Origin of the sequence: Aquabacterium commune (genome assembly GCF_004362855.1) — a bacterium.
In the GTDB taxonomy this organism is placed as follows: Bacteria; Pseudomonadota; Gammaproteobacteria; order Burkholderiales; family Burkholderiaceae_C; genus Aquabacterium; species Aquabacterium commune.
The window spans coordinates 44,118-64,661 of record NZ_SNXW01000010.1 but is presented as its reverse complement, the minus strand read 5'-3'; the positions used below and the strand labels follow the sequence as shown (position 1 = coordinate 64,661).

At 69.0% G+C, this 20,544-nt stretch carries 17 protein-coding genes; 6 read left to right on the top strand and 11 right to left on the bottom strand.

What is annotated here, in order from left to right; all coding sequences use genetic code 11:
• Positions 1-240: 240 nt before the first annotated feature.
• Positions 241-2,025 (top strand): S8 family serine peptidase, encoded by a 1,785-nt coding sequence (locus EV672_RS15405; RefSeq protein ID WP_166643604.1) that lies wholly within the window; start codon positions 241-243, stop codon positions 2,023-2,025.
• Here the strand turns inward: EV672_RS15405 and EV672_RS15400 are convergent.
• The 3 genes from EV672_RS15400 to EV672_RS15390 are packed head-to-tail and all read right to left on the bottom strand — an operon-like array spanning position 2,006 to position 4,327.
• The gene (locus tag EV672_RS15400) at positions 2,006-2,788 is read right to left on the bottom strand and encodes an SPOR domain-containing protein (protein ID WP_133610793.1); all 783 of its coding nucleotides are present in this window, start codon (positions 2,786-2,788) and stop codon (positions 2,006-2,008) included. The two genes, EV672_RS15405 and EV672_RS15400, sit on opposite strands and share 20 nt — an antisense overlap.
• Positions 2,789-2,838: 50 nt before the next feature.
• Entirely contained in the window at positions 2,839-3,744 is a 906-nt protein-coding gene (locus EV672_RS15395) for a biotin--[acetyl-CoA-carboxylase] ligase (RefSeq protein WP_208110787.1), read from the bottom strand.
• Positions 3,745-3,793: 49 nt separating this feature from the next.
• Entirely contained in the window at positions 3,794-4,327 is a 534-nt protein-coding gene (locus EV672_RS15390) for an SET domain-containing protein (protein WP_133610791.1), read from the bottom strand.
• A gap of 128 nt (positions 4,328-4,455) precedes the next feature.
• Here EV672_RS15390 and EV672_RS15385 point away from each other — a divergent pair, with 128 nt between their 5' ends.
• The 4 genes from EV672_RS15385 (at position 4,456) to msrQ (ending at position 10,314) form a co-directional block, all read left to right on the top strand.
• On the top strand, positions 4,456-7,239 hold the full coding sequence (locus tag EV672_RS15385; protein ID WP_133610789.1) for a DNA topoisomerase III: 2,784 nt from the start codon (positions 4,456-4,458) through the stop codon (positions 7,237-7,239).
• Positions 7,240-7,345: 106 nt separating this feature from the next.
• Positions 7,346-8,512 carry a phosphate ABC transporter substrate-binding protein PstS gene (gene pstS / locus EV672_RS15380; RefSeq protein ID WP_133610787.1) on the top strand — a complete coding sequence of 389 codons (1,167 nt, stop codon included), beginning with the start codon at positions 7,346-7,348 and terminating at the stop codon, positions 8,510-8,512.
• Positions 8,513-8,617: 105 nt separating this feature from the next.
• On the top strand, positions 8,618-9,646 hold the full coding sequence (gene msrP, locus EV672_RS15375) for a protein-methionine-sulfoxide reductase catalytic subunit MsrP (RefSeq protein WP_133610785.1): 1,029 nt from the start codon (positions 8,618-8,620) through the stop codon (positions 9,644-9,646).
• Positions 9,647-9,666: 20 nt separating this feature from the next.
• Entirely contained in the window at positions 9,667-10,314 is a 648-nt protein-coding gene (msrQ, locus tag EV672_RS15370) for a protein-methionine-sulfoxide reductase heme-binding subunit MsrQ (protein WP_133610783.1), read from the top strand.
• 54 nt (positions 10,315-10,368) lie between these two features.
• Here the strand turns inward: msrQ and EV672_RS15365 are convergent, their stop codons facing one another.
• The 8 genes from EV672_RS15365 to EV672_RS15330 all read right to left on the bottom strand — a co-directional run bounded on the left by EV672_RS15365 (position 10,369) and on the right by EV672_RS15330 (position 19,319).
• Positions 10,369-11,502: a porin gene (locus tag EV672_RS15365; protein WP_133610781.1), complete on the bottom strand. Its 1,134-nt coding sequence runs from the start codon at positions 11,500-11,502 to the stop codon at positions 10,369-10,371.
• An 80-nt stretch (positions 11,503-11,582) separates the two neighbouring features.
• On the bottom strand, positions 11,583-12,914 hold the full coding sequence (locus tag EV672_RS15360) for an MFS transporter (RefSeq protein WP_133610779.1): 1,332 nt from the start codon (positions 12,912-12,914) through the stop codon (positions 11,583-11,585).
• 110 nt (positions 12,915-13,024) lie between these two features.
• On the bottom strand, positions 13,025-13,798 hold the full coding sequence (locus EV672_RS15355; protein WP_133610777.1) for an enoyl-CoA hydratase-related protein: 774 nt from the start codon (positions 13,796-13,798) through the stop codon (positions 13,025-13,027).
• An 11-nt stretch (positions 13,799-13,809) separates the two neighbouring features.
• Positions 13,810-14,616, bottom strand: a complete 807-nt coding sequence (locus EV672_RS15350) for a crotonase/enoyl-CoA hydratase family protein (RefSeq protein WP_133610775.1) — start codon at positions 14,614-14,616, stop codon at positions 13,810-13,812.
• 11 nt (positions 14,617-14,627) lie between these two features.
• Positions 14,628-15,842, bottom strand: a complete 1,215-nt coding sequence (gene pcaF, locus EV672_RS15345) for a 3-oxoadipyl-CoA thiolase (protein ID WP_133610773.1) — start codon at positions 15,840-15,842, stop codon at positions 14,628-14,630.
• A gap of 136 nt (positions 15,843-15,978) precedes the next feature.
• Positions 15,979-16,821: an amidohydrolase family protein gene (locus EV672_RS15340; protein ID WP_133610771.1), complete on the bottom strand. Its 843-nt coding sequence runs from the start codon at positions 16,819-16,821 to the stop codon at positions 15,979-15,981.
• Positions 16,822-16,848: 27 nt separating this feature from the next.
• On the bottom strand, positions 16,849-18,525 hold the full coding sequence (locus EV672_RS15335; protein WP_133610769.1) for a (2,3-dihydroxybenzoyl)adenylate synthase: 1,677 nt from the start codon (positions 18,523-18,525) through the stop codon (positions 16,849-16,851).
• Between the two features lie 26 nt (positions 18,526-18,551).
• Positions 18,552-19,319, bottom strand: a complete 768-nt coding sequence (locus EV672_RS15330) for an SDR family NAD(P)-dependent oxidoreductase (protein ID WP_208110786.1) — start codon at positions 19,317-19,319, stop codon at positions 18,552-18,554.
• 324 nt (positions 19,320-19,643) lie between these two features.
• Here EV672_RS15330 and EV672_RS15325 point away from each other — a divergent pair, with 324 nt between their 5' ends.
• A complete protein-coding gene (locus tag EV672_RS15325) occupies positions 19,644-20,537 on the top strand; it encodes a LysR substrate-binding domain-containing protein (protein WP_166643603.1) in 894 nt (297 codons plus the stop codon).
• Positions 20,538-20,544: the final 7 nt, after the last annotated feature.

The following is a 20,544-nucleotide window of genomic DNA, read 5'->3' as shown; positions in this document are numbered from 1 at the left end:
GCGACATAATTTCGCCGACATGTTGCGTCAGTGCTGGTTCAGGAGTGTCGTGTGAACGCTGGTCGAAATGGGCTTGGGCGCCCGGGTGAGGTGGTTGCCACGTGGGTGCGCCGCGGCGGGGCGTTGGCCTGTGCGCTGGGGCTGGCCCTGGGCGCTGCGGGTGCTTGGGCCCAAGGTGCTGCTGCCGCGCCTGCGGAGCGCCTGGCGCTGGGCCTGATCGTCAAGCTCAAAGACACCCAAGTGAACTCCGTGGTGCGCCTGCCGGCGAGCGTGCGCCCGTCCGACACGGCCCAGGCCCAGCGCCTGCGCATGGCCGCGGCCACCAACCGCAAGCGCGTTGGCTTCCTGGTGCAAAAGCCCACGGCCTACGGCGCCCATGTGATCCACCAGGGCCACTACACCACGGTGGCCGAGGCCGAGGCCGAGGCTGCCAAGCTCCGCCAGGACCCGGACGTGGAATGGGTGGTGGTCAATCGGATGGAGCGGGCCGCGGCGACAGGGGTGCAGTTTGGGATCACAACAACGGCGGGAAATGCCGCTTACCTGACGCACAAATGGCTGCAACGGCGCGCTGACGTGGGCCTGGGTGTGGCGGGGTTCCGGGATGCCTGGGACAGGTTGAACAACGCATCCAAGCCGGGCAGCATTCCATCGCCCCTGGATCTGTCGCCCGTGGTCGTGGCTGTGCTGGACACCGGTAAGCTCACCCACCCTGACCTGGACGCCCGCACGCCGTTTGGGTTCGGGTACGACTTCGTTTCTGAGGTTCAGTTCGCACAGGATGGCAATGGATTGGACCCCGATCCAACCGACCCTGGCGACTACTTGGTCAGTGACTACAGCAGCACGTGCACAGCACATGACAGTTCTTGGCACGGCACGTCGGTGATGTCCATGTTGACGCCACTGGCGGATGACCCTGCCACCCTCATGGGGCCTGGTGCCTTGAGCATGTTGCCGCCATCGGTGGCGAAAGTGTTGCCTGTGCGCATTGGCGGCACTTGTGGTGCATTGGTCAGCGACATCATCGAAGGCATGTTATGGGCGGCAGGTGTGGACTACCAAGGCTCACCGGGCATCAACCAGGCGCCTGCACGGGTGATCAACCTCAGTTTTGGTGGCCAAGGAAATTGCCAGAACACAGACCCCAAATCCGGTGACGCCTTGTACCGCCAGACGATTGCCACATTGCGCACTAAGGGCACATTGGTGGTCTCTTCCGCTGGCAATGGCGACAGTTCCGACACTGCGCGTGGTTACGTCGGGCCGACCCGCCCGGCCAGTTGCCCTGGAGTCATGGCCGTGACCGCATTGCGTTACGACGGCAGCAAGGCGACGTATGCCAATACTGTGGATGGCACGCGCAGCAGCGCTGGCTACTTCGGCTTGGCTGTGGCAGGAGGGGACAGTATTTCAGCCAGCTCGGCAGAGAGTCTGAACTTGCTTTCAGACCGAGGTCCACGGGGTGCCGTCGGTGTTGCCTTGGAAGGCGATATTTGCGACAACCTGGGCCGATGCTACGTTTCCATGGGCACGAGTTTTGCAGCGCCCCAGGTGGCCGCTGTCGCAGCGCTTGTACTTTCTGTGGCGCCGACGCTGACTGTGGACCAACTGGTGAGTGTCTTGCTGGAGACTGCCACGCCTCACCCCGCGCCTTCAGCCTCTTCCTGCAATCTCGCGGCGCAGACTGTGGGGAATTGCACCTGCACCACTGCTGCGTGCGGCAGCGGGGTGCTGGATGCTGATGCGGCGCTGGATCGGGCAATCAGAGACCATGCTTCCTCGGGCACTTTCAGCTCGCCGTCTCTCTACGCCAGCTACTTCGTGCCGCAACGACTGCAGAGCGCGGGCAAAAGCGGTGGCGGCGGCGGCGGCGCCACCGACGACCTCAGCCTCCTGGCGCTGATGGCCTCGGTGCTGGGCCTGACGTGGTGGCGCTGGCGCTCTGAAGCTCAGGCCCGCGCCATGCGCACCGTGCGCACCGTGCGCATCAGGGGCGACAGGCTCAAGGGCGGCAAGCGCTGAACGTCTTGCCTTGCGGCAGCTTGGTGGCCGACAAGGCCACTTGTGCCTGCTGCGAAGCTTGCGCCACGCGGACCAGTTGCATCTCGCCTTGCGGGCGCAGCACGACGATGCGCGCGGTGCGGATGCCGCGCAGCTTCACGGTGGCCAGGCCGCTTTGGGCGTCTGCCAGGCTGGTGTAGCGGCCCAGCGAGAGGCCTTGGGCGAGCGCAGGCGGTGCGCTGAGTTCTTCGAAGTTCAAGCCTTTGATGCGGCGTAGCTCGCTGAGCTTCTTGGCGTACAGCTCGTCGTCGGGGTAGGGGCCCATGTACACCAGCCAGATGCCCGAGATGGGCACCGCTTGCGTTGTCCACGCATCCGCGGGCAGTTGCGCTTTGAGTGCGGTGCCCACCTGGGCCATGTCTTCGCTGCGGAAGGGGCCGGCCTGCAGGCAGATGCCGGTGGTGGTGGCGGACGCTGTCGCCGCGCCAGAGGCTGCACTGGACGCCGCAATGGACGCTGCACCCGATGCGGCCGACGACGTTGCCGAGGCGGCATCCGGCATGGCGTCCGCGGCTGTCGTGGCATCGGTGGCCGCTGGGCCACTGCTGGCGGCCTGAGCCCCCGACAGCACGGCGATGCGGTCTGCATGGCGCTGCTGCTGCAGCCGGGCGGGCTCGTGCTGGGCGTCGGGTTGCACGCCCACCAGGGGCTTGAGCCAGCCCTGGCTCCAGGCCAAGAAGGTGGCGTTGACGGCGAACAGGATCAGCACCAGGTAGCGCAGCATGGGGGCGGGTGTGTGGGTGGACCGGAAGGGTTGGGTGAGTCGCCAAAGCCTCAGGCGGGGCGCACGCTGACGTCGCCGGCGTGCCAGCGTTGGAGGCCCGAGGCAGTATGCACGAGCAGGGCACCGCTGTCGTCCACGCCCTGTGCGGTGCCTGTTTCATCGGGCTGTGGGGTGCCGGGTGATGCGGCCCCCGCAGCTGGCGGCAGGCTGGCGGCCGAGGTCCACAGCTGCACCGGCTGGCCCAGCAGCACGTCGCGGCGGGCATAGGCCGCTTGCAGCGGGGCAAACCCCTGGCGCTCGAAGGCCTGCGTGGCCCGGAGCAAGGCCGGCAGCAGCCAGCCCCAGACATCGCCCAGGCTGGGCGCCGGCGTGGGCAGCCAGGCCGAACCCGGCACCGCGGCACCCGGCTGGACGTTCAGCCCCACGCCCATGACCACCCAGCGTTGCCCTTCGGTCAGGCCTGGGGCCGGGGTGGCTTCGATCAGGATGCCACCGACCTTGCGCCCGCCCAGCCACAGGTCGTTGGGCCATTTCAGGCCGATGGCGGGGGGGAGGGCGCCACCCCGCTCGGCGTGGTGCGCTTGCAGACCGGTGTCGAGCGCATCGGCCAGGGCCAGGCCCACGGCCAGCGACAGCGCGCTGCCACCGCCCGGCACGGCGTCCAGGTGCAGGGGCAGGCCCAGGGAGAAGGTCAGGGTGTCGCCCGGGCGGGCTTCCCAGCTGCGGCCGCGGCGCCCGCGTCCTGCGGTCTGGCGCACGGCCACCATCGCGGTCGGCCAGACCTCGCCACGCCGGCCCTGGGCCATGAGCGCGGTGTTGGTGGACTCGGTCTCGGGCACAACGTCCAGCACCAAGCCAGGCGTGGTGGGCGCGCAAGCCACCCACAAGCGCTCGGCGGCCTGGTTCAGGTCGGCCAGGATCGGCGCCAAGTCTGGCGTGCTCTGGGTGGTGTCCATGCTGCGCGCGGTGGCGGTGGCAGGCCGGTGGGGTGGGGCGCCGAGGGGCTCAGCGGCGGCGCTTGGAAGCCAGCATGGTGCCTCGGCAGGCGTCGGCGCCACACCAGCAGGCGTATTCCTTTTTCAGCTTGGGCGTCAGGCGGGCGTCGATGATCAGGCCGTAGTCGAAGAACAGCTCTTCGCCGACGGCGATGTCGCGCAGGGCCTGGAGGAAGACGCGGTCGCCATCCTGCTCGGCTTCCAGGTTGGGCGCGCAGCTGTGGTTGATCCACTTGGCCGAGTTGCCCTTGTGTTTGCCGTCGATGACGTGGCCGTCGTCGAGGTGGAAGTAAAAAGTGTGGTTGGGCTGGGCCGGGTCGTGCGGGTGGCGGCGCAGCGCCTCTTTCCAGGTGATGATCTCGCCCTTGTACTCCAGCACGGTGTCGCCTGCGCGCAGCGGGCGGATCGCGAAGACGCCCTTGCCATGCACGCCGGACTCGCGCACCTGGGTGCGGCGGCCCCGGTCTGCGGCCTCAGAGTGTTGTTTGGCCGTCCGCACAGCGGGTTGGGGCGCGGATGAGTTTCGAGAGGCTGCTTGCGTCATCGGCCAGTTTGGGTACATTGAATTGGTGGGCGCGCGCGTGCCCGCGTGTGCGCCCCTGCGCCCACGTGTGTGCGCGCGAGAAGCCCGATTGTAAGTACGGTCTCCAACATTTCCGAACACGCCCGCTCATGAGCAAAGCCCTGGTCATCGCAGAGAAGCCTTCCGTCGCCCAAGACATCGTGCGTGCCCTCACGCCGATCGACGGCAAGTTCGACAAGCACGACGAGTACTTCGAGTCCGAGCACTACGTGGTCAGCTCGGCCGTGGGTCACCTGGTGGAAATCAAGGCGCCCGACGAGTTCGACGTCAAGCGCGGCAAGTGGAGCTTCGCCAACCTGCCCGTCATCCCGCCGCACTTCGACCTCAACCCCATCGACAAGAGCAAGGGGCGCCTCAACGCCCTGGTCAAGCTCATCAAGCGCAAGGACGTCACCAGCCTCATCAACGCGTGTGACGCGGGGCGCGAGGGTGAACTGATCTTCCGACTGATCGTGCAGTACGCCGCCGACAGCACGGCCACCACCCGCGCCAAGGGCCTGGGCAAGGACGTCAGCCGCCTGTGGCTGCAGAGCATGACGCCGGCGGCCATCCGCGACGGCTTCGCGCAGCTGCGCACGGACGAACAGATGCTGCCGCTGGCCTCTGCGGCGCGTTGCCGCTCCGAGGCCGACTGGCTGGTGGGCATCAACGGCACGCGGGCCATGACGGCCTTCAATTCGCGCGATGGCGGCTTCTTCCTGACCACCGTGGGCCGGGTGCAGACGCCGACGCTGTCCATCGTGGTGGAGCGCGAAGAAAAGATCCGCAAGCACGTCTTCCGCGATTACTGGGAGATCCGCGGCACCTTCGGCGCGCAGGCCGGCAGCTACGACGGCAAGTGGTTCAACCCGGACTTCAAGAAGGCCAAGGGTGCGGCCGAAGGCTCGCTGGAGGCCGAACAGAAGGCCGACCGCGTCTGGTCTGCCGCCGAGGCGCAGGCCATTGCCGACGCCGTGCGCGGCCAGAGCGGCACGGTCACGGAAGAGTCCAAGCCCAGCACCCAGGCCAGCCAGTTGTTGTATGACCTGACCACGCTGCAGCGCGAGGCCAACTCCCGCTTTGGCTTTTCCGCCAAGACCACGCTGGGCCTGGCGCAGGCCCTGTACGAAAAGCACAAGGTCCTGACCTACCCGCGTACCGATTCGCGCGCGCTGCCCGAGGACTACCTCAGCGTGGTCCAGCAGACCATGGGCATGATCGCCGACGAGGACCTGCCCGGGCCGCTCAAGGACCTGGCCCAGCACGCCCGCAAGGCGCTCAACGACGGCTACATCAAGCCCACCAAGCGCGTCTTCGACAACGCCAAGGTCTCGGACCACTTTGCCATCATCCCGACGCTGCAGGCACCGCGCAGCCTGACCGAGGCCGAGGCCAAGCTCTACGACATGGTGGTCAAGCGCTTCATCGCGGTGTTCTACCCCTCGGCCGAGTTCATGGTCACGACCCGGATCACGCAGATCCCGGCGGGCGGTGCCACGCACCACTTCCAGACCAACGGCAAGGTGCTGGTCAAGCCGGGCTGGATGGCCGTCTATGGCAAGGAAGCGGCAGAAGAAGGCGACGACGCCCACCTGGTGGCCGTGCAGCCGGGCGAGTCGGTGGGCAACGAAGATGTCAGTGTGACGGCGCTCAAAACCAAGCCACCCGCCCGCTACACCGAAGCCACGCTGCTGAGCGCCATGGAAGGTGCGGGCAAGCTCATCGACGACGAGGAGCTGAAGGCCGCGATGCAGGAAAAGGGCCTGGGCACGCCCGCCACGCGCGCACAGGTCATCGAAGGCCTGCTGACCGAGAAGTACATGCTGCGCGAAGGCCGCGAGCTCATCCCCACGGCCAAGGCCTTCCAGCTCACCACGCTGCTGCGCGGCCTGGGCGTGGAAGACCTGACCAAGCCCGAACTGACCGGCAACTGGGAGCACCAGCTTTCCGAGATGGAGAAGGGCCGCCTCAGCCGCGAGGCCTTCATGGACGAGATCGCCGCGATGACGCAGCGCATCGTGCAAAAGGCCAAGGAGTACGACCGCGACACCATCCCCGGTGATTACGCCACCCTGAGCACGCCCTGCCCGAACTGCGGCGGCGTGGTCAAGGAGAACTACCGCCGCTTCACCTGCGTGGGCAAGGGCGCAGCCACCGGTGCGGACGGCGAAGCGCCCGCGGGTTGCGGCTTCAGCATGACCAAGATCCCGGCCGGGCGCAGCTTCGAGCTGCACGAGGTCGAGCAGCTGTTGCGCACGCACAAGCTGGGCCCGCTGGAGGGCTTCCGCTCCAAGGCGGGCTGGCCCTTCACGGCCGAGCTGAAGATGGTCCAGGACGCCGAATCGAACAACTGGAAGATGGAGTTCGACTTCGGCGAAGACGCCAAGAAGGAAGAAGAGTCCGGCGAGGCCATCGACTTCAGCGCGCAGACCACGCTGGGCGCCTGCCCCAAGTGCAACAGCTCGGTGTTCGAGCACGGCACCAACTACATCTGCGAGAAGTCGGTCGGCCCCAAGCCCAGCTGCGACTTCAAGACGGGCAAGGTCATCCTGCAGCAGCCGATCACGCCGGAGCAGCTCGCCAAGCTGCTGGAAAACGGCAAGACCGACCTGCTGGACGGTTTCGTGTCCAACAAGACGCGGCGAAAGTTCAAGGCCTTCCTGAGCTGGGACGCCAAGGCGGGCAAGGTGGGCTTCGAGTTCGAACCGCGGGCGCCGAAGGCGGCGGGCAAGACCGCTGGCAGGTTCGCGTCCAAGGGCGCTGCCCAGGGCGCGGAGGAGGCGGACGCTGCCCTGGCGGAGGGGACTGCGGCGACCGGGGCGGTGCGCAAGACGGCCGCCAGGAAAGCGGCCAAGAAAGCCACCCCCAAGGCGGCCGCCAAAAAAGCCGCCTGACGTGCATCCTCCCGCGGATCCAGGTTTTCCCTTGATCTGATCGGACCATTGCCACGTTCCTGCGCTATCGTTCGCGCCTTGAGAAGTCGAGCGTGCAGGTGGTGAGATGACGTGGCAGAGCGGTGGATGGGGCCAGGGTGCACGCAGGGCGTTGCATGCCCTGGGGCGGGGTGTGTGGGCGGCCTGCCTGGTGTCGGCCGGCGCGATGCTGCCCGGGATGGCGGCTGCGCAGGGCGGCGCGCGTGCGGGCGGCCCCTCAGGTGCGCCCCAGGTGGACGTCCGCGGCGCGGGCGCCACCTTCCCGTCGCTGGTCTATGCCCGCTGGGCCCAGAAGTTCGCGCAGGCCCACCCGGGCGTGAAGGTGAGCTACGCGCCCACGGGTTCGGGCGATGGCGTCAAGCAGGCCACGGCGCGTGCCGTGCACTTCGGCGGCACCGACGTGCCCCTGAGCGCGCACAAGCTGCAGGAAGCCCGCCTGGTGCAGATCCCGATGCTGGTGGGCGGCCTGGTGCCTGTGCTCAACCTGCCCGGCGTGGAGGGCAACCAGCTCGTCATGGACGGCCCGCTGCTGGCCGACATCTTCCAAGGTCAGATCACGCGTTGGGACGACGCCCGCATCGCGGCGCTCAACCCGGGCGTGCGCCTGCCGGCCCTGCCCATCGTGCGGCTGGTGCGCCAGGAAGCGTCGGGCTCCACCGAGACCCTGCTGCGCTACCTGGGCGAGGCCTCGGCGCGCTTCCAGGCCGCCGTGCCGGCCAGCGGTTTGCCGACCTGGCCTGCGGGCGTGCCGGGCGCACAGGCCCCGCGCGCGGCCAAGGGCAACGACGGCGTGGTGGGCCTGCTGCGTGGCACACCGGGCGGCATCGCCGTGGTGTCTTTCGACCGCGTGCTGCGCGACCGCCTGGCCGCGGTGCGCTTGAAAAACGCCGCCGGCAAGCCGGTCATGGCCAGCGAGGCGGCTTTCCGCGCGGCGATTTTGTCGTCCGAACTGCACCAAAAGGGCGATGACACGGCCAGCCTGCTCAACCGCCCGCGCCCCGACGCCTGGCCGCTGACGGCCACCAGCTTCGTGCTGCTGGACGCGGCGCCCAAGGACATGGCCTCGGCCGAGTGGACGGCGCGCTTCGTGCACTGGTGCTTCATGCGTGGCGACGAACTGACCCGCGACACCGGCTTTGCGCCCTTGCCCGACCGCGTGCAGGCGCGGCTGTCTGGGCGCTTGCTGCAGATCCACGGGCCGCAAGGCGAGACGCCGCAGTTCATGGTGCCCTGACCCTGGGCGCCCGCCCGCAGGTGAAAGTGTGTAAGGTTCGGAACTGCCGCGGCGACCGATGGGTCATCGCCAGTCCGGCCTTGCCTGCACCACGGAGTTCCCGCCATGTCTTTCATCCGCACGTCCCGCCACCTCCTGCACCCTGACAGCGGGATGCAGCACCCCGTGGCCAGCGAGGTCACGCCACGTGGCGTCTATGAAGACCGCCGCCTGTGGCTCAAGGCCGCTGGCCTGGCGGGTGTCACAGGCGGCGGCTTGCTGCTGGCCCAGCCGGGCGATGCCTGGGCCCAGGGCGGTGCCATCCAGCGACCGGGCAAGCTGGCCGCGCTGGCCTCGGTGCGCAGCAGCGTGACCGGTGCCCAGGCGATGGACAAGCTCACGCCCTACCAGGACGTCACCAGCTACAACAACTTCTACGAGTTCGGCACCGACAAGTCCGACCCGGCTGAGAACGCCGGCACGCTGAAAGCCCGCCCCTGGACGCTGAGCATCGAAGGCGAGGTGGGCAAGCCGCTCAAGCTGGGCCTGGACGACTTGCTGAAAGTGGCGCCCATGGAAGAGCGCATCTACCGCATGCGCTGCGTGGAGGGCTGGTCCATGGTGATCCCGTGGGTGGGGTACTCGCTCGCCGCGCTCATCGCGAAAGCCGAGCCGACCAGCCGCGCCAAGTACGTCGAGTTCATCAGCCTGGCCGACCCCAAGCAGATGCCCGGTGTGCGCTCGGCCGTGCTGGACTGGCCTTATGTGGAAGGCCTGCGCATCGACGAGGCCATGCACCCGCTGACGCTGATGGCCTTCGGCCTGTACGGCGAGGTGCTGCCCAACCAGAACGGCGCGCCGCTGCGCCTGGTCGTGCCCTGGAAGTACGGCTTCAAGAACGCCAAGTCCATCGTCAAGATCCGCCTCGTCGAGAAGGAGCCGGCCTCGTCCTGGGTCAAGGCCAACCGATCGGAGTACGGGTTTTATTCGAACGTGAACCCCAAGGTGGACCACCCACGCTGGAGCCAGGCCACCGAGCGCCGCATCGGTGAAGGCGGCTTCTTCGCGCCGCGCAAGGCCACGCTGATGTTCAACGGTTACGAGGCCCAGGTGGGCCAGCTGTACGCGGGCATGGACCTGAAAAAGAACTTCTGATCTGAGCCTGGACTGCCCCCATGACCACCGCTGCCATCCAACCCTCCTGGCTCAACCAGGTCCTGCTCAAGCCCTGGGCCAAGCCCCTGCTGTGGGCGCTGTGCGCGCTGCCCGCGGTGGCGCTGTTCATCGGTGCGGCGACCGACCAGCTCGGCGCCAACCCGGCGGAAAAGCTCATCCGCGAAAGCGGTGAATGGGCCTTGCGCTTCCTTTGGCTCACGCTGGCCGTCAGCCCGCTGCGCGACGTGGCCTCGCTGCCTGGCTTGCTGCGCCACCGCCGCGCCCTGGGCGTGACCGTGTTCGCCTATGCGCTGCTGCACTTCCTGGCCTATGCCTGGCTGGACAAGGGTCTGGTGGTGGACGACATCGTCAAGGACGTGTTCAAGCGCAACTTCATCCTCGTGGGCATGCTGGCCTTGCTGCTGCTGACACCGCTGGCGCTGACTTCGTTCAACGCGGCCATCCGCCGCTTGGGTGGCAGGAACTGGCAGCGCCTGCACAAGCTGGTCTATGCCATCGCGTTGCTGGGCCTGCTGCACTTCTACTGGAAGAAGGCGGCCAAGAACGACCTGGGCGAGGTGGCGGTGTACGCCGCCATCCTGGCCGTGCTGCTGGGCTGGCGCGTGATGCGCAAGGGCGGCGTGCTGGGGATGTTGCGGGTGCGCTGAAGGTGCGCTGAAGGTGCGCTGAGGGGGCGCAGCCGGCCCCCGTGACCGCCCAGATCAGAAGCTGTGCCGCACGCCGAACATCGTGCCCGTCTGCGCACGGCCGGCGGCCGGCGTGCCCCCTGCGGCACCGTTGCTGACCGACACCGCCAGGCTGCCGCTGTTGTCGAGGCGGGCGAGCGAGGCATAGACGGCGGTGCGCTTGCTCAGGCTGTGGCTCAGGCGCACCACGCCCTGCGTGGCCTTGTTGGCCGAGTCCTTGTAGCGCAGCTGCGCCAGCTGGGTCTCCAGCAGCAGTGCCGGGCTCAGGGGTGCGCTCAGGCCCACATAGAAGATGTCGCTGCGCGGGGTGGCCGTGCTGCCGCCGTTGTGTCGGTGCAGCACCCCTGCGCCCAGCTTGATGCCGCTCAGGCGCACCCAGCCGTTGAGGTGGGTGCGGGTGTCGCTGAGGGCGCTGCTGCCCAGGTTGGCGAAGGCGCCGGGGCCGCCGCGCAGGGTGTCTTGCGCAGCGGCGACGCCCCAGTCGGCCGCGTCGTACTTCAGCAGCACCGACCATGCGCGGCACGCGCGGTGGTTGCTGGCGCTTTCACCGGCGCAGTTGGTGGCGCCGGGGTTGCCGGCCGTGGCGGTGTCGCGGCCCAGGCTGTAGGTGGCGCCCACGCTGAAGCCGTCCCACTTGCCGCGGTAGCCCAGGGCGTTGTCGGCGCGGGCGTTGGGCAGGTAGCTGTCCAGCGAGGCCAGGCCGTGGGCGCTGGGGCCGATCACGTCGGCGTCGAGCAGGGAGAAGAAGGTCATGGTGTGCTGGCGGCCCAGGTTGAACTGGCCCCAGGCGCCGCTCAGGCTGACGAAGGCTTGCCGGCCGAACAGGCGGCTGCCCTGGTTGAGGCCTCCCGTGTCCATGGCCAGGCCGGACTCCAGCGTGAAGCCGGCCTTGAGGCCCTGGCCGAGGTCTTCGCTGCCACGCAGGCCCAGGCGGGAGGGCACGGAGGCCGTGTTGCCGGGCATGCGGGTCAGGTGGTCGCCGTTGGTGCCGACCTGGTTGAGCGTTTCCACGCCCACGTCGATCAGGCCGTAGATCTGCACGGTTGACGTGGCGGCGGATTGCGCATGGGCGGTGGGTGCGCACAGCGTGCTCAGCGTCAGGAGGGCGAAGGCCAGGGCAGGGCGGGGGGTTTGCTGGATGTGGGGCATGGTGGGTCCTTGGGATTCCCGCAGGAATCCTGGTGGGTGTCGGTGTCGGTGTGGGGCGGGCGGGGCCGCCGAGGCGGGGCTCAGGCGGCGCGCGTGGCGCGGGGCTCTTCGAGCGTGGCGGCCTTCACAGGTGCCGTGGGTGTGGCACTTGCGGTGGCGCCCTGGCCGCGGCTGCCGTAGGCATAGGCACCCAGGCGGGCCATCAGCACGCAGGCCAGCACGAGGCCAGCGGCCATCACCATCAGGGCAGGGTCGTAGCTGTGCAGCAGCTTGAAGCTCTGGCCCATCAGGAAGGGGCCCAGGCCCGAGCCCAGCATGAAGATGGCGAAGAGGTAGCCGTAGATCTCGCCGAAGGCCTTGAGGCCCAGGTAGCGCGATTGCAGGAAGGCGATGAGGTCCACCTCGGCGCCCAGACCCAGGCCGACCAGGATGGCGGCAGGGATGCCGAAGCGGGCGTCGGCGGTGCCCAGCAGCAGGGCGATGCCCAGCAACGGCAGGCTGAAGAACACCATGGCCACGTGCGGGGCGTGCAGGCGGTCGAGCAACCAGCCTGCGGCCAGGCGCCCGACGATGAGGGCCAGGCCCGCGGCGCTGATGGCGGCGGCTGCCGAGGCCGCGGGCACGCCGCGGTCGGTCATCAACGGCACGATGTGCGCGACCACGCCCGAGGCGGCCAGCGCCACGGTGAAGAAGGCCACAGCCAGGCACCAGAAGCGACCGCTGACGCGCGCTTGCGCCGCGCTCATGCCGGGTGCTGCCGCGTGGGGGGTGGCGCGTGTCGAACTGGCAGCGGCGCCATCGGCAGAGGCCGCCTCTTCGCGGCGCCGCGTGACCAGTCCGGCCATGGCCGGCAGGGCCACCAGCAGCGTCACCAGCCCCAGGCCCATGTAGGCGCCGCGCCAGCCGAAGCTGGCCATCAGCTTTTGCGCCAGCATGGGCATGAGCATGGTGCCCAGGCCCACACCGGCGGTGGCGATGCCGAGGGCCAGGCCGCGGCGCTCGTCGAACACGGCGGCGATGGCCTTGCTGTAGGGCAGCGGGGTCTGGCCCGCGGCGACGATGCCGCACAGCGCGTACATCAGGATGAGCGCGGCAGGCGAATTGGCGAACAGGCCGATGGCGGCCATGCCGAGCGCGAAGAGCGCGATGGCTGGCAGGGCCACGCGGCGGGTGCCGTGCTTGTCGATCAGCCGGCCGATCAAGGGCGTGGCGATGCCGGTGGCCACCAGGCCGGCCAGCAGCGCGCCGGAGATGGTGCCCCGGTCGGTCTGCATGGCCTCGCTCAGCGGCTTGACGAACACGCCGAAGGTGAACTGCATCACCGGGCCGTTGCCGACGGTCAGGCCGAGCAGGGAGCCGGCCACCACCCACCAGGGATTGGAGAATGGCTTGGAAGGGGAATTGCGCATCATCGTCTCCTCATTGTCTCGGACCGTCTGTGTGAGCGGTCCTGGGGATGGCCCGCTGTGCGCTGCACCGCGGGCCACATGATCGGTCGGGAACAGGGACTGTCGGAACAGGCTCAGTCGAAGCGCGGCGCTTGCTTGGCCAGGCGCGCGGCGATGCCGGTGTGCTTGTCGGTCGTGGCGAACAGCAGCTGGAAGGACTTGCGCTCGAACTGCAGGCCCAGCGCCAGCGGGCTGTTCATGCTTTCCAGCACGGCTTCCTTGATGAACTGCTGGGCCAGGCGCGGTCCTTGCGCCAGCTGGCTGGCCAGGGCCAGGGCCCGGTCTTCCAGCGCGGCATCGGGCACGACCTCGCTGACCAGGCCCATGGCCAGGGCCTGCTCGGCACCGAAGCGCTCGCCGGTGAGCAGCAGCTTCATCGCGCGGAACTTGCCGATGGCGCGGCTCAGTCGTTGCGTGGCACCGCCGCCGGGCATCAGGCCCAGCAGCACCTCGGGCTGGCCGAAGCCGGCGGTGTCGCTGGCCAGCAGGATGTCGGCGTGCATGGCCAGCTCGCAGCCACCGCCCAGGGCGTGGCCGCGCACCGCCGCGATCACCGGCTTGCGGCAGGCGGCGATGGCGCCCCAGAGGCGGTCCATCTGGCGCTCGATGATCTCGGTGGACGTGGCGTCCAGGTACTCGCCCAGGTCGGCGCCAGCGCAGAAGGCCCGGGCGCTGCCGGCCAGCACGATGACGCGCACGGCCTCGTCGGCATCGAGCCGGGTGAAGGCCTCGGCCAGGGCGCGGCGCAGCGCCAGGTTGAGGGCATTGAGCACCTCGGGCCGGTGCAGGCGCAGCACGGCCACGCCGGGGGCGGGGCGTTCTTCGAGGAGGAGGTCGGTGTTGCTCATGGTCGTCCCTCTCAGCGGCCGGTGAAGACCGGGCGGCGCTTCTCGAAGAAGGCGGCCACCGCTTCGGCGTGGTCGGCCGTCTGGTGGGCCAAGCCTTGAAAGTGGCCGGCGTGGTCGAGGGCCTCGTCCAGCGTGGCGTTGCGGGCCTGTTGCAGCAGCTGCTTGGTCCAGCGCAGCACCTGCGGCGGGTTGGCCGCGATGCGCGTGGCCAGGGCCAGGGCCGCGTCCATCAGCGCTTCGGGCGCCACCACCTGCGACACCAGCCCGATGCGCAAGGCCTCGTCGGCATCGACGGTGTCGCCCGTGAAGGCCAGCTCGGCCGCCTTGGCCGCACCGACCACGCGGGGCAGCAGCCAGGCGCCGCCATCGCCCGGCACGATGCCGACCTTGACGAAGCTCTCGGCGAAGCGCGCCTGGGTCGAGGCGATGCGGATGTCGCACATGCAGGCCAGGTCGTTGCCCGCGCCGATGGCCGGGCCATTGACGGCCGCGATGATGGGCACGTGCAGGGCCTGGAAGGCCCGCGGGATGCGCTGGATGCCGGCGCGGTACTGCGCCACGATCTGTTCGGGGCTGCCGCCGAACATGCCCTGGCGGTCGCGCATCTCGGCGACGTTGCCGCCCGAGCAGAAGGCGCTGCCCGTGCCGGTGAGCACGATGGCGCGCACCGAGAGGTCTTCGTTGAGCTGCGCGAACAGGGTCTCGAAGGCCTGGAAGAAGTCCTCGCCGCTCAGGGCGTTGCGGGTCTCGGGCCGGTTGAGCGTGAGGATGGCGATGGCGCCGCGGCGCTCCAGCAGGATGGGGTCGGTGGTGGACATGGTGTCTCCGGTCAAACGCGTTCGATGGCCACGGCGATGCCTTGCCCCACACCGATGCACATGGTGCACAGCGCGTAGCGGCCGCCACAGCGGTGCAGCTGGCGCGCGGCGGTCAGGGCCAGGCGCACGCCCGACATGCCCAGCGGGTGGCCGAAGGCGATGGCGCCGCCGTGGGGGTTGATGTGCTCGCCGTCGTCGGGCAGGCCGAGCGCGCGCAGCACGGCCAGGCCTTGCGCGGCGAAGGCTTCGTTGAGCTCGATGACGTCGAAGTCGCCGATGGACAGGCCGGTTTGCGCCAGCAGCTTGCGCACCGCAGGCACCGGCCCCAGGCCCATGACGCGCGGCGCGATGCCGGCCGTGGCCACACCGATGACGCGGGCCAGGGGCTGCAGGTGGTGGCGCGCAGCACCGGTTTCGCTGGCCAGCAGCAGGGCCGCGGCGCCGTCGTTCACGCCCGACGCGTTGCCCGCCGTCACGCTGCCTTGCGGGCGGAAGGCGGGCTTGAGGCGGGCCAGCGTTTCCAGCGTGGTGTCGGCACGCGGGTGCTCGTCGGCGCTGAACAGCGTGGTCTCGCCCTTGCGGCCATCGGGCTTGGCCACCAGCACGGGCAGCAGCTCGATGTCGAAGACGCCGCTGGCCTGGGCGCGAGCGGCACGCTGCTGGCTGCGCAGCGCGAAGGCGTCCTGGTCGGCGCGCGAGATGCCGCATTGCTCGGCCACGTTCTCGGCCGTCTCGCCCATGGCATCGACGCCGTGCAGGGCGGCCATGCGCGGGTTGACGAAGCGCCAGCCGATGGTCGAGTCGTGCACCTCGGCGTGCCGCGAAAACGCGCTGGTCGGCTTGGGCATGACGAGCGGCGCGCGGCTCATGCTCTCCACGCCCCCGGCGATCGCCAGGTCCAGCTGGCCGCAGGCGATGCCGCGTGCCGCGCTGGCGATGGCTTCCAGCCCCGAGCCGCACAGGCGGTTGACGGTGGCCGCCGCGGCCGTCACCGGCAGGCCGGCCAGCAGCGCGCTCATGCGGGCCACGTTGCGGTTGTCTTCACCGGCCTGGTTGACGCAGCCGAAGTACAGCTCTTCGAGCTGGTCCCAGTCCAGCCGCGGGTGGCGGGCCATCAGGGCCTGCAGTGGCAGGGCGCCGAGGTCGTCGGTGCGGATGCCCGAGAGGCTGCCGCCGTAGCGGCCGATGGGCGTGCGGATGCCGTCAACAATGAACGCTGCATTCATGGGGAAAGGTCTCCAAAGTGAACAGGAGGTGGCCGTGCGCCACCCCGATCCAGCGGCTGCCCAGGCTCCGGCTTTGCCGGGCCGATGGCAGCGCCCCCTTGAGGGGGAGCGGCCGTGGCCGCTCGGGGGTGGGTCATCAGATCCCCAACACGCGTTCGGCGTTGCCGTGCATGACCTTGTCCATCACCGCGTCGCTGTAGCCCAGCTCGGACCATTCGCGCAGGATGCGTTCGTACGGCAGGCTGGGGTAGTCGCTGCCGAACATGATCTTGTCCTGCAGGCGCCCGCGGATGTCCACCTTCAAATTGCCGGGGAAGTGCTTGGGCGCCCAGCCCGACATCTCCCAGTACACATTGCCCTTGTGCAAGGCCACGGCCGTGGTCTCGTCCACCCAGGGCCAGCCGGGGTGGGCCATGATGATCTTCAGGTTCGGGAAGTCGGCGGCCAGGTCGTCGATGGCACCGGGGTGCGCATGGCGGATGCGCGCACCGTGGCCACCGGCCATGCCCGCGCCCATGCCCGTCGTGCCCACGTCGATCATCACGGCCGCACCGAGCGCATTGATCTCCTCGAAGAGGTCGTAGTGGCGCCGGTCGTTGACGGCGAAGTGCTGCATGATCGGGTGGAAGTGGAAGCCGATGAAGCCCAGCTCGGTCACGGCCTTCTTCACCTGGCGGATGGCGATCTCGCCCTTGGCCGGCTCCACCGCGCCCCAGCACTGGATGATGCGATCGGGGTGGCGCTGCCACATGCCGTGCACGTACTCGTTGGTGCAAGGTGGGCTGGCCACGGTGGTCTCCAAGTCCAGGGCCACGAGGCAGGCTTCGACGCCAGCGGTGGTGAACTCTTGAACGACGTCTTCTTCCGACTTGCCCACCCATTCGCGCTTCCAGTAGCGGGCGAGGGCTTCGGGGTAGGGGCCCTGGGAGTCGATCCAGGTGGGGGTGCCGGGGTAGCAGTGCAGGTCGATGATGCGCATGGGGTGCTCCTGTGAGGGGTGGGTGTGTCAGGCCGCCAGGGCCTTGGCTTGGGCTTCTTCGCTCAGTTGCGCCGCGATGCGTTCGCCCAGCGCCTTCTTCGAGACCTTGCCGAAGGTGGACACGGGGAAGTCGGGCAGCAGCTCCAGGCGCTCGGGCAGCTTGAAGCGGGCGATCTCCTGCGTTTGCAGGAAGGCCACCAGCTCGGGCAACGTCAGCGTGGTGCCGGCGCGCGGCACGACGAAGGCGCACATCTTTTCGCCCAGGGCGGCGTCGGGCATGGGCACGCAGGCCACGTTCTGCACGGCCGGGTGCATGAGGATGAGGTTCTCGACCTCCTCGGCGCTGATCTTCTCGCCGCCGCGGTTGATGAGGTCCTTCTTGCGGCCCTCGACGACGTAGTTGCCCGAGGGGTGCTTGCGCATCAGGTCGCCGGAGCGGTAGAAGCCGTCGGCGGTGAACTGGCGCGCGTTGTACTCGGGCACGCCGAAGTAGCCGCGCAGGGTGTAGGGGCCGCGGCAGGCCAGCTCGCCGACCTCGCCATCGGGCACCTCGCGGCCGTCGTCGTCGATGAGCTTGAGCTCGTCGTCCGCACAGACCGGTCGGCCGCAGGTCTCCAGCAGCACCTCTTCCGGGTCGCCCTGGCGCACGAACATCAGCAGGCCTTCGCTCATGCCGAAGTTCTCCTGCACGAAGGCGTTGCGAAAGAGCTGGCGCGTGCGGATGCGCACCTCGGGCTGCATGCGCTGGCCACCGCTCTGGATCTGCTTGACCGAGTCGAGTTGCGCCTCGGCAATCGCCGGGTCGTTGATGAGGCGGATCAGCAGCGCAGGCACCACCTTGATGTGCGTCACGCCATGCTGGGCGATCAGCTGGAACATCTCGGCCGGCTTGGTGTTGGCGTGCAGCACCACCGTGGCGCCGTTGAACAGGAAGCCCTGGATGCCCGGGCAGGCCAGCGGCAGGTTGTGCGCGATGGGCAGCACCAGCAGCAGCACCGATTCCGCATCGACCCCGGCCACCTCGGCGGCGACCTTGCTGTTGTAGGCGTAGTCGTTGTTGGTGCGCGGGATGAGCTTGGGGATGCCCGTGGTGCCGCCCGAGAGCTGGAAGATGCACGGGTCGGTCGGTTCGATGCGGACCTTGCGCAGGTCCGCAACCGGGCGCTTGGCGGGCTGGGCGATCAGCGCGGTCAGCGAGTGCTCGCCAGGGCCGGCTTCGCCCAGCACCAGGCGCAGCTGCAGGCAGGCGTGCTCGGCCTGCACGCGCTCCACGATGGGTGCGAAGCGGAACTCGCCGCCCTGCTCGCGCACCGCGGTCGGATAGACCACGCAGCGCGCCTGCGACAGCTGCACGAACTGGTTGAGCTCGGCGTGGCGGTGCGTGACCAGCGCCGCGATCGGGATGCAACCGAGCTTTTGCAGCGCGAAGTACAACACCACGAACTCGGCCACATTGGGCAGCAGGGGCACGACGCGGTCCAGCGGCTGCAGGCCGAGGTCGAGCAGGTTGAGGGCGAGGTTGTCGCTGACAGCGTCGAGTTCGGCGTAGGTGTAGCGGCGCTCGCCGTCGATCAGCGCGGTGCGCTCGGCGAAGCGCTCGAACACGGCAGCGAACTCTTGCGCCAGGGACTGGTCGCGCCAGTAACCCTGGGCGCGGTAGCGCGCGGCGAAATCCTCGGGGAAGGGCACGAATCCTTGCAGCATGGGGGTCTCCTCGGGGTGTGTGCGGATCAGGTCGATGCGGTGAAGCCACCGTCGATGACCACGATCTCGCCCGTGACGAAGCGGTTGGCCGTCAGCAGGTTGAGCATCACTTCGGCCACGTCGTCGGCCGTCACGCAGCGGCGCAGCGGGGTCTGCTTGGCGCGCTTGCCCATGAGGTCCTCGTACTTCTCGCCCAGCATGCGTTCCATCCACTCGCCTTCCATCCAGCCCGGGGCGACGGCGTTGACGCGGATCTCGGGGCCGAGGTTCCAGGCCAGGGTCTTGGTGAGGTTGACCACGGCGGCCTTGCTGGCGGCGTAGGCCGGCGGTTGCGGGCCGGGGCGCAGGCCGACGATGCTGGCCGTGTTGACGATGGCCGGGTTCGTGCCCTTCTTGAGCAGGGGCACGGCGGCGCGGGCGACCTGGAAGTTGCCGCGCACGTTGACGGCGAAGCAGCGGTCCCACTCGGCCATGTCCAGGCTGTCGAGGTCCTTGACCTTCCAGCTGGCGGTGGTGCCGGCGTTGCTGACCAGGGCGTCGAGGTGGCCGAAGACCTCGCCGATGCTGGCCATCATCTGGCGCACGGCCTGGTCGTCGCTGACGTCGCACTGCAGCAGCAGCGTTTGCGCGCCCAGGGCCTGGGCTTCGGCGGCCACGGCCTGCGCGGCCTTGGCGCTCGATGCGTAGTTGATGGCGACGTCGAAGCCGGCGCGGGCCAGGGCCAGCACGGCGCTGCGGCCGATGCCGGTGGCGCCGCCGGTGACGAGGGCTTTCTTGCGGGGAGAGGTGGACATGGTGGTTTCCTTGGGGTGAGGCATGCGGGTGAGGCATGCAGCGGCGCGACCCGCAGGTGCGGGCCCGAACGCATCGGGTTGACGGGATGGAGAGGGTGGGCGGAAGGGGCTGGGCCTGGGCCGGTGTCAGTCCGGCAAGCCGGTCTGGTGGGCGCTGCGGGGCGCATGGGTGTTAACCCAGGGGGTGCTTCGCTTCATGGTCCAGGTGCTTCCTTGTTGACCGCTTCATCGGGCGGTTGAGTGCACTTTAGACAGGCGAAGGGATGCGGAGAAGATGCCAGAATCGGCAAAGCGATACGCATTGCTCATCCCGGCAAAACCCTAGTGAAACTCACGCAGTTACGCGACCTCGTCGCCATCGTGGAGCACGGCAGCCTGCGTGCCGCTGCCCGCCACCTCGACATCGCCCAGCCCCTGTTGACGCGCAGCGTGCGCTCGCTGGAGAAGGACCTGGGCGCCACCTTGTTCGACCGCCAGGCGCAGGGCATGACGCTCACCGCCGCCGGGCGCGTTTTCTACCAGCGCGCCAGCCTCATCGTCAACGAAGCACGGCGCGCCCGCGACGAGCTCAGCCAGGTGCTGGGCGATGGGCAGGGCACGCTGGTGGCGGGGCTGTCGATCATGCCGCACGCGGGCTTGCTGCCCGGGGCCTTGCCCATGTTCCGCAAGCGCTACCCGGGCGTGCGCCTGCAGCTCATCGAGGGCCTCTTCCCCGACCTGGAAAGCCGCTTGCGCGAAGGCAGCGTGGACTTCTACCTCGGTGCCGCGCCGCGCCTGCAACCCGCACCGGGCCTGGCGGTCGAGACCTTGTTCAGCAACACGCGCGCCGTGGTGGGGCGCAAGGGCCACCCCTTGAGCCAGGCCTCGTCCTTGAAGGCGCTGGCTTCGGCCGACTGGGCCACCACCTCCATCGACTACAACGCCAGCGAAGACCTGGCCCGGCTGTTCGCGCGCTACGCGCTGCCACCGCCCAACGTCATCCTGCAGGCGGGCAGCGCCTTGTCGCTGATGGTGGCGCTGGCACAGACCGACCTGCTGGCCATGCTGCCGCGCCAGTGGGAAGACTTCCCGCTCACGGCCGATGCCTTGCAGATCATCCCCGTCGAGGAGGTCCTGCCCGCCCCCGATGTGGTGCTGATCCGCCGGCCCGACCTGCCGCTCACGCCGGCCGGCGAGCACCTGGTGGACCTGATGCTGCGGTTCGCGCCCAAGGCCTGACGCGGCA

Coding starts and splice junctions, on each gene's coding strand:
- EV672_RS15355 (WP_133610777.1), bottom strand. CDS start 13,798: ATGAGCAACACCGACCTCCTCCTCGAAGAACGCCCCGCCCCCGGCGTG.
- pstS (WP_133610787.1), top strand. CDS start 7,346: ATGACGTGGCAGAGCGGTGGATGGGGCCAGGGTGCACGCAGGGCGTTG.
- msrP (WP_133610785.1), top strand. CDS start 8,618: ATGTCTTTCATCCGCACGTCCCGCCACCTCCTGCACCCTGACAGCGGG.
- EV672_RS15400 (WP_133610793.1), bottom strand. CDS start 2,788: ATGCTGCGCTACCTGGTGCTGATCCTGTTCGCCGTCAACGCCACCTTC.
- EV672_RS15360 (WP_133610779.1), bottom strand. CDS start 12,914: ATGATGCGCAATTCCCCTTCCAAGCCATTCTCCAATCCCTGGTGGGTG.
- EV672_RS15330 (WP_208110786.1), bottom strand. CDS start 19,319: ATGTCCACCTCTCCCCGCAAGAAAGCCCTCGTCACCGGCGGCGCCACC.
- EV672_RS15390 (WP_133610791.1), bottom strand. CDS start 4,327: ATGACGCAAGCAGCCTCTCGAAACTCATCCGCGCCCCAACCCGCTGTG.
- EV672_RS15395 (WP_208110787.1), bottom strand. CDS start 3,744: ATGGACACCACCCAGAGCACGCCAGACTTGGCGCCGATCCTGGCCGAC.
- EV672_RS15335 (WP_133610769.1), bottom strand. CDS start 18,525: ATGCTGCAAGGATTCGTGCCCTTCCCCGAGGATTTCGCCGCGCGCTAC.
- EV672_RS15385 (WP_133610789.1), top strand. CDS start 4,456: ATGAGCAAAGCCCTGGTCATCGCAGAGAAGCCTTCCGTCGCCCAAGAC.
- EV672_RS15350 (WP_133610775.1), bottom strand. CDS start 14,616: ATGTCCACCACCGACCCCATCCTGCTGGAGCGCCGCGGCGCCATCGCC.
- pcaF (WP_133610773.1), bottom strand. CDS start 15,842: ATGAATGCAGCGTTCATTGTTGACGGCATCCGCACGCCCATCGGCCGC.
- EV672_RS15340 (WP_133610771.1), bottom strand. CDS start 16,821: ATGCGCATCATCGACCTGCACTGCTACCCCGGCACCCCCACCTGGATC.
- msrQ (WP_133610783.1), top strand. CDS start 9,667: ATGACCACCGCTGCCATCCAACCCTCCTGGCTCAACCAGGTCCTGCTC.
- EV672_RS15365 (WP_133610781.1), bottom strand. CDS start 11,502: ATGCCCCACATCCAGCAAACCCCCCGCCCTGCCCTGGCCTTCGCCCTC.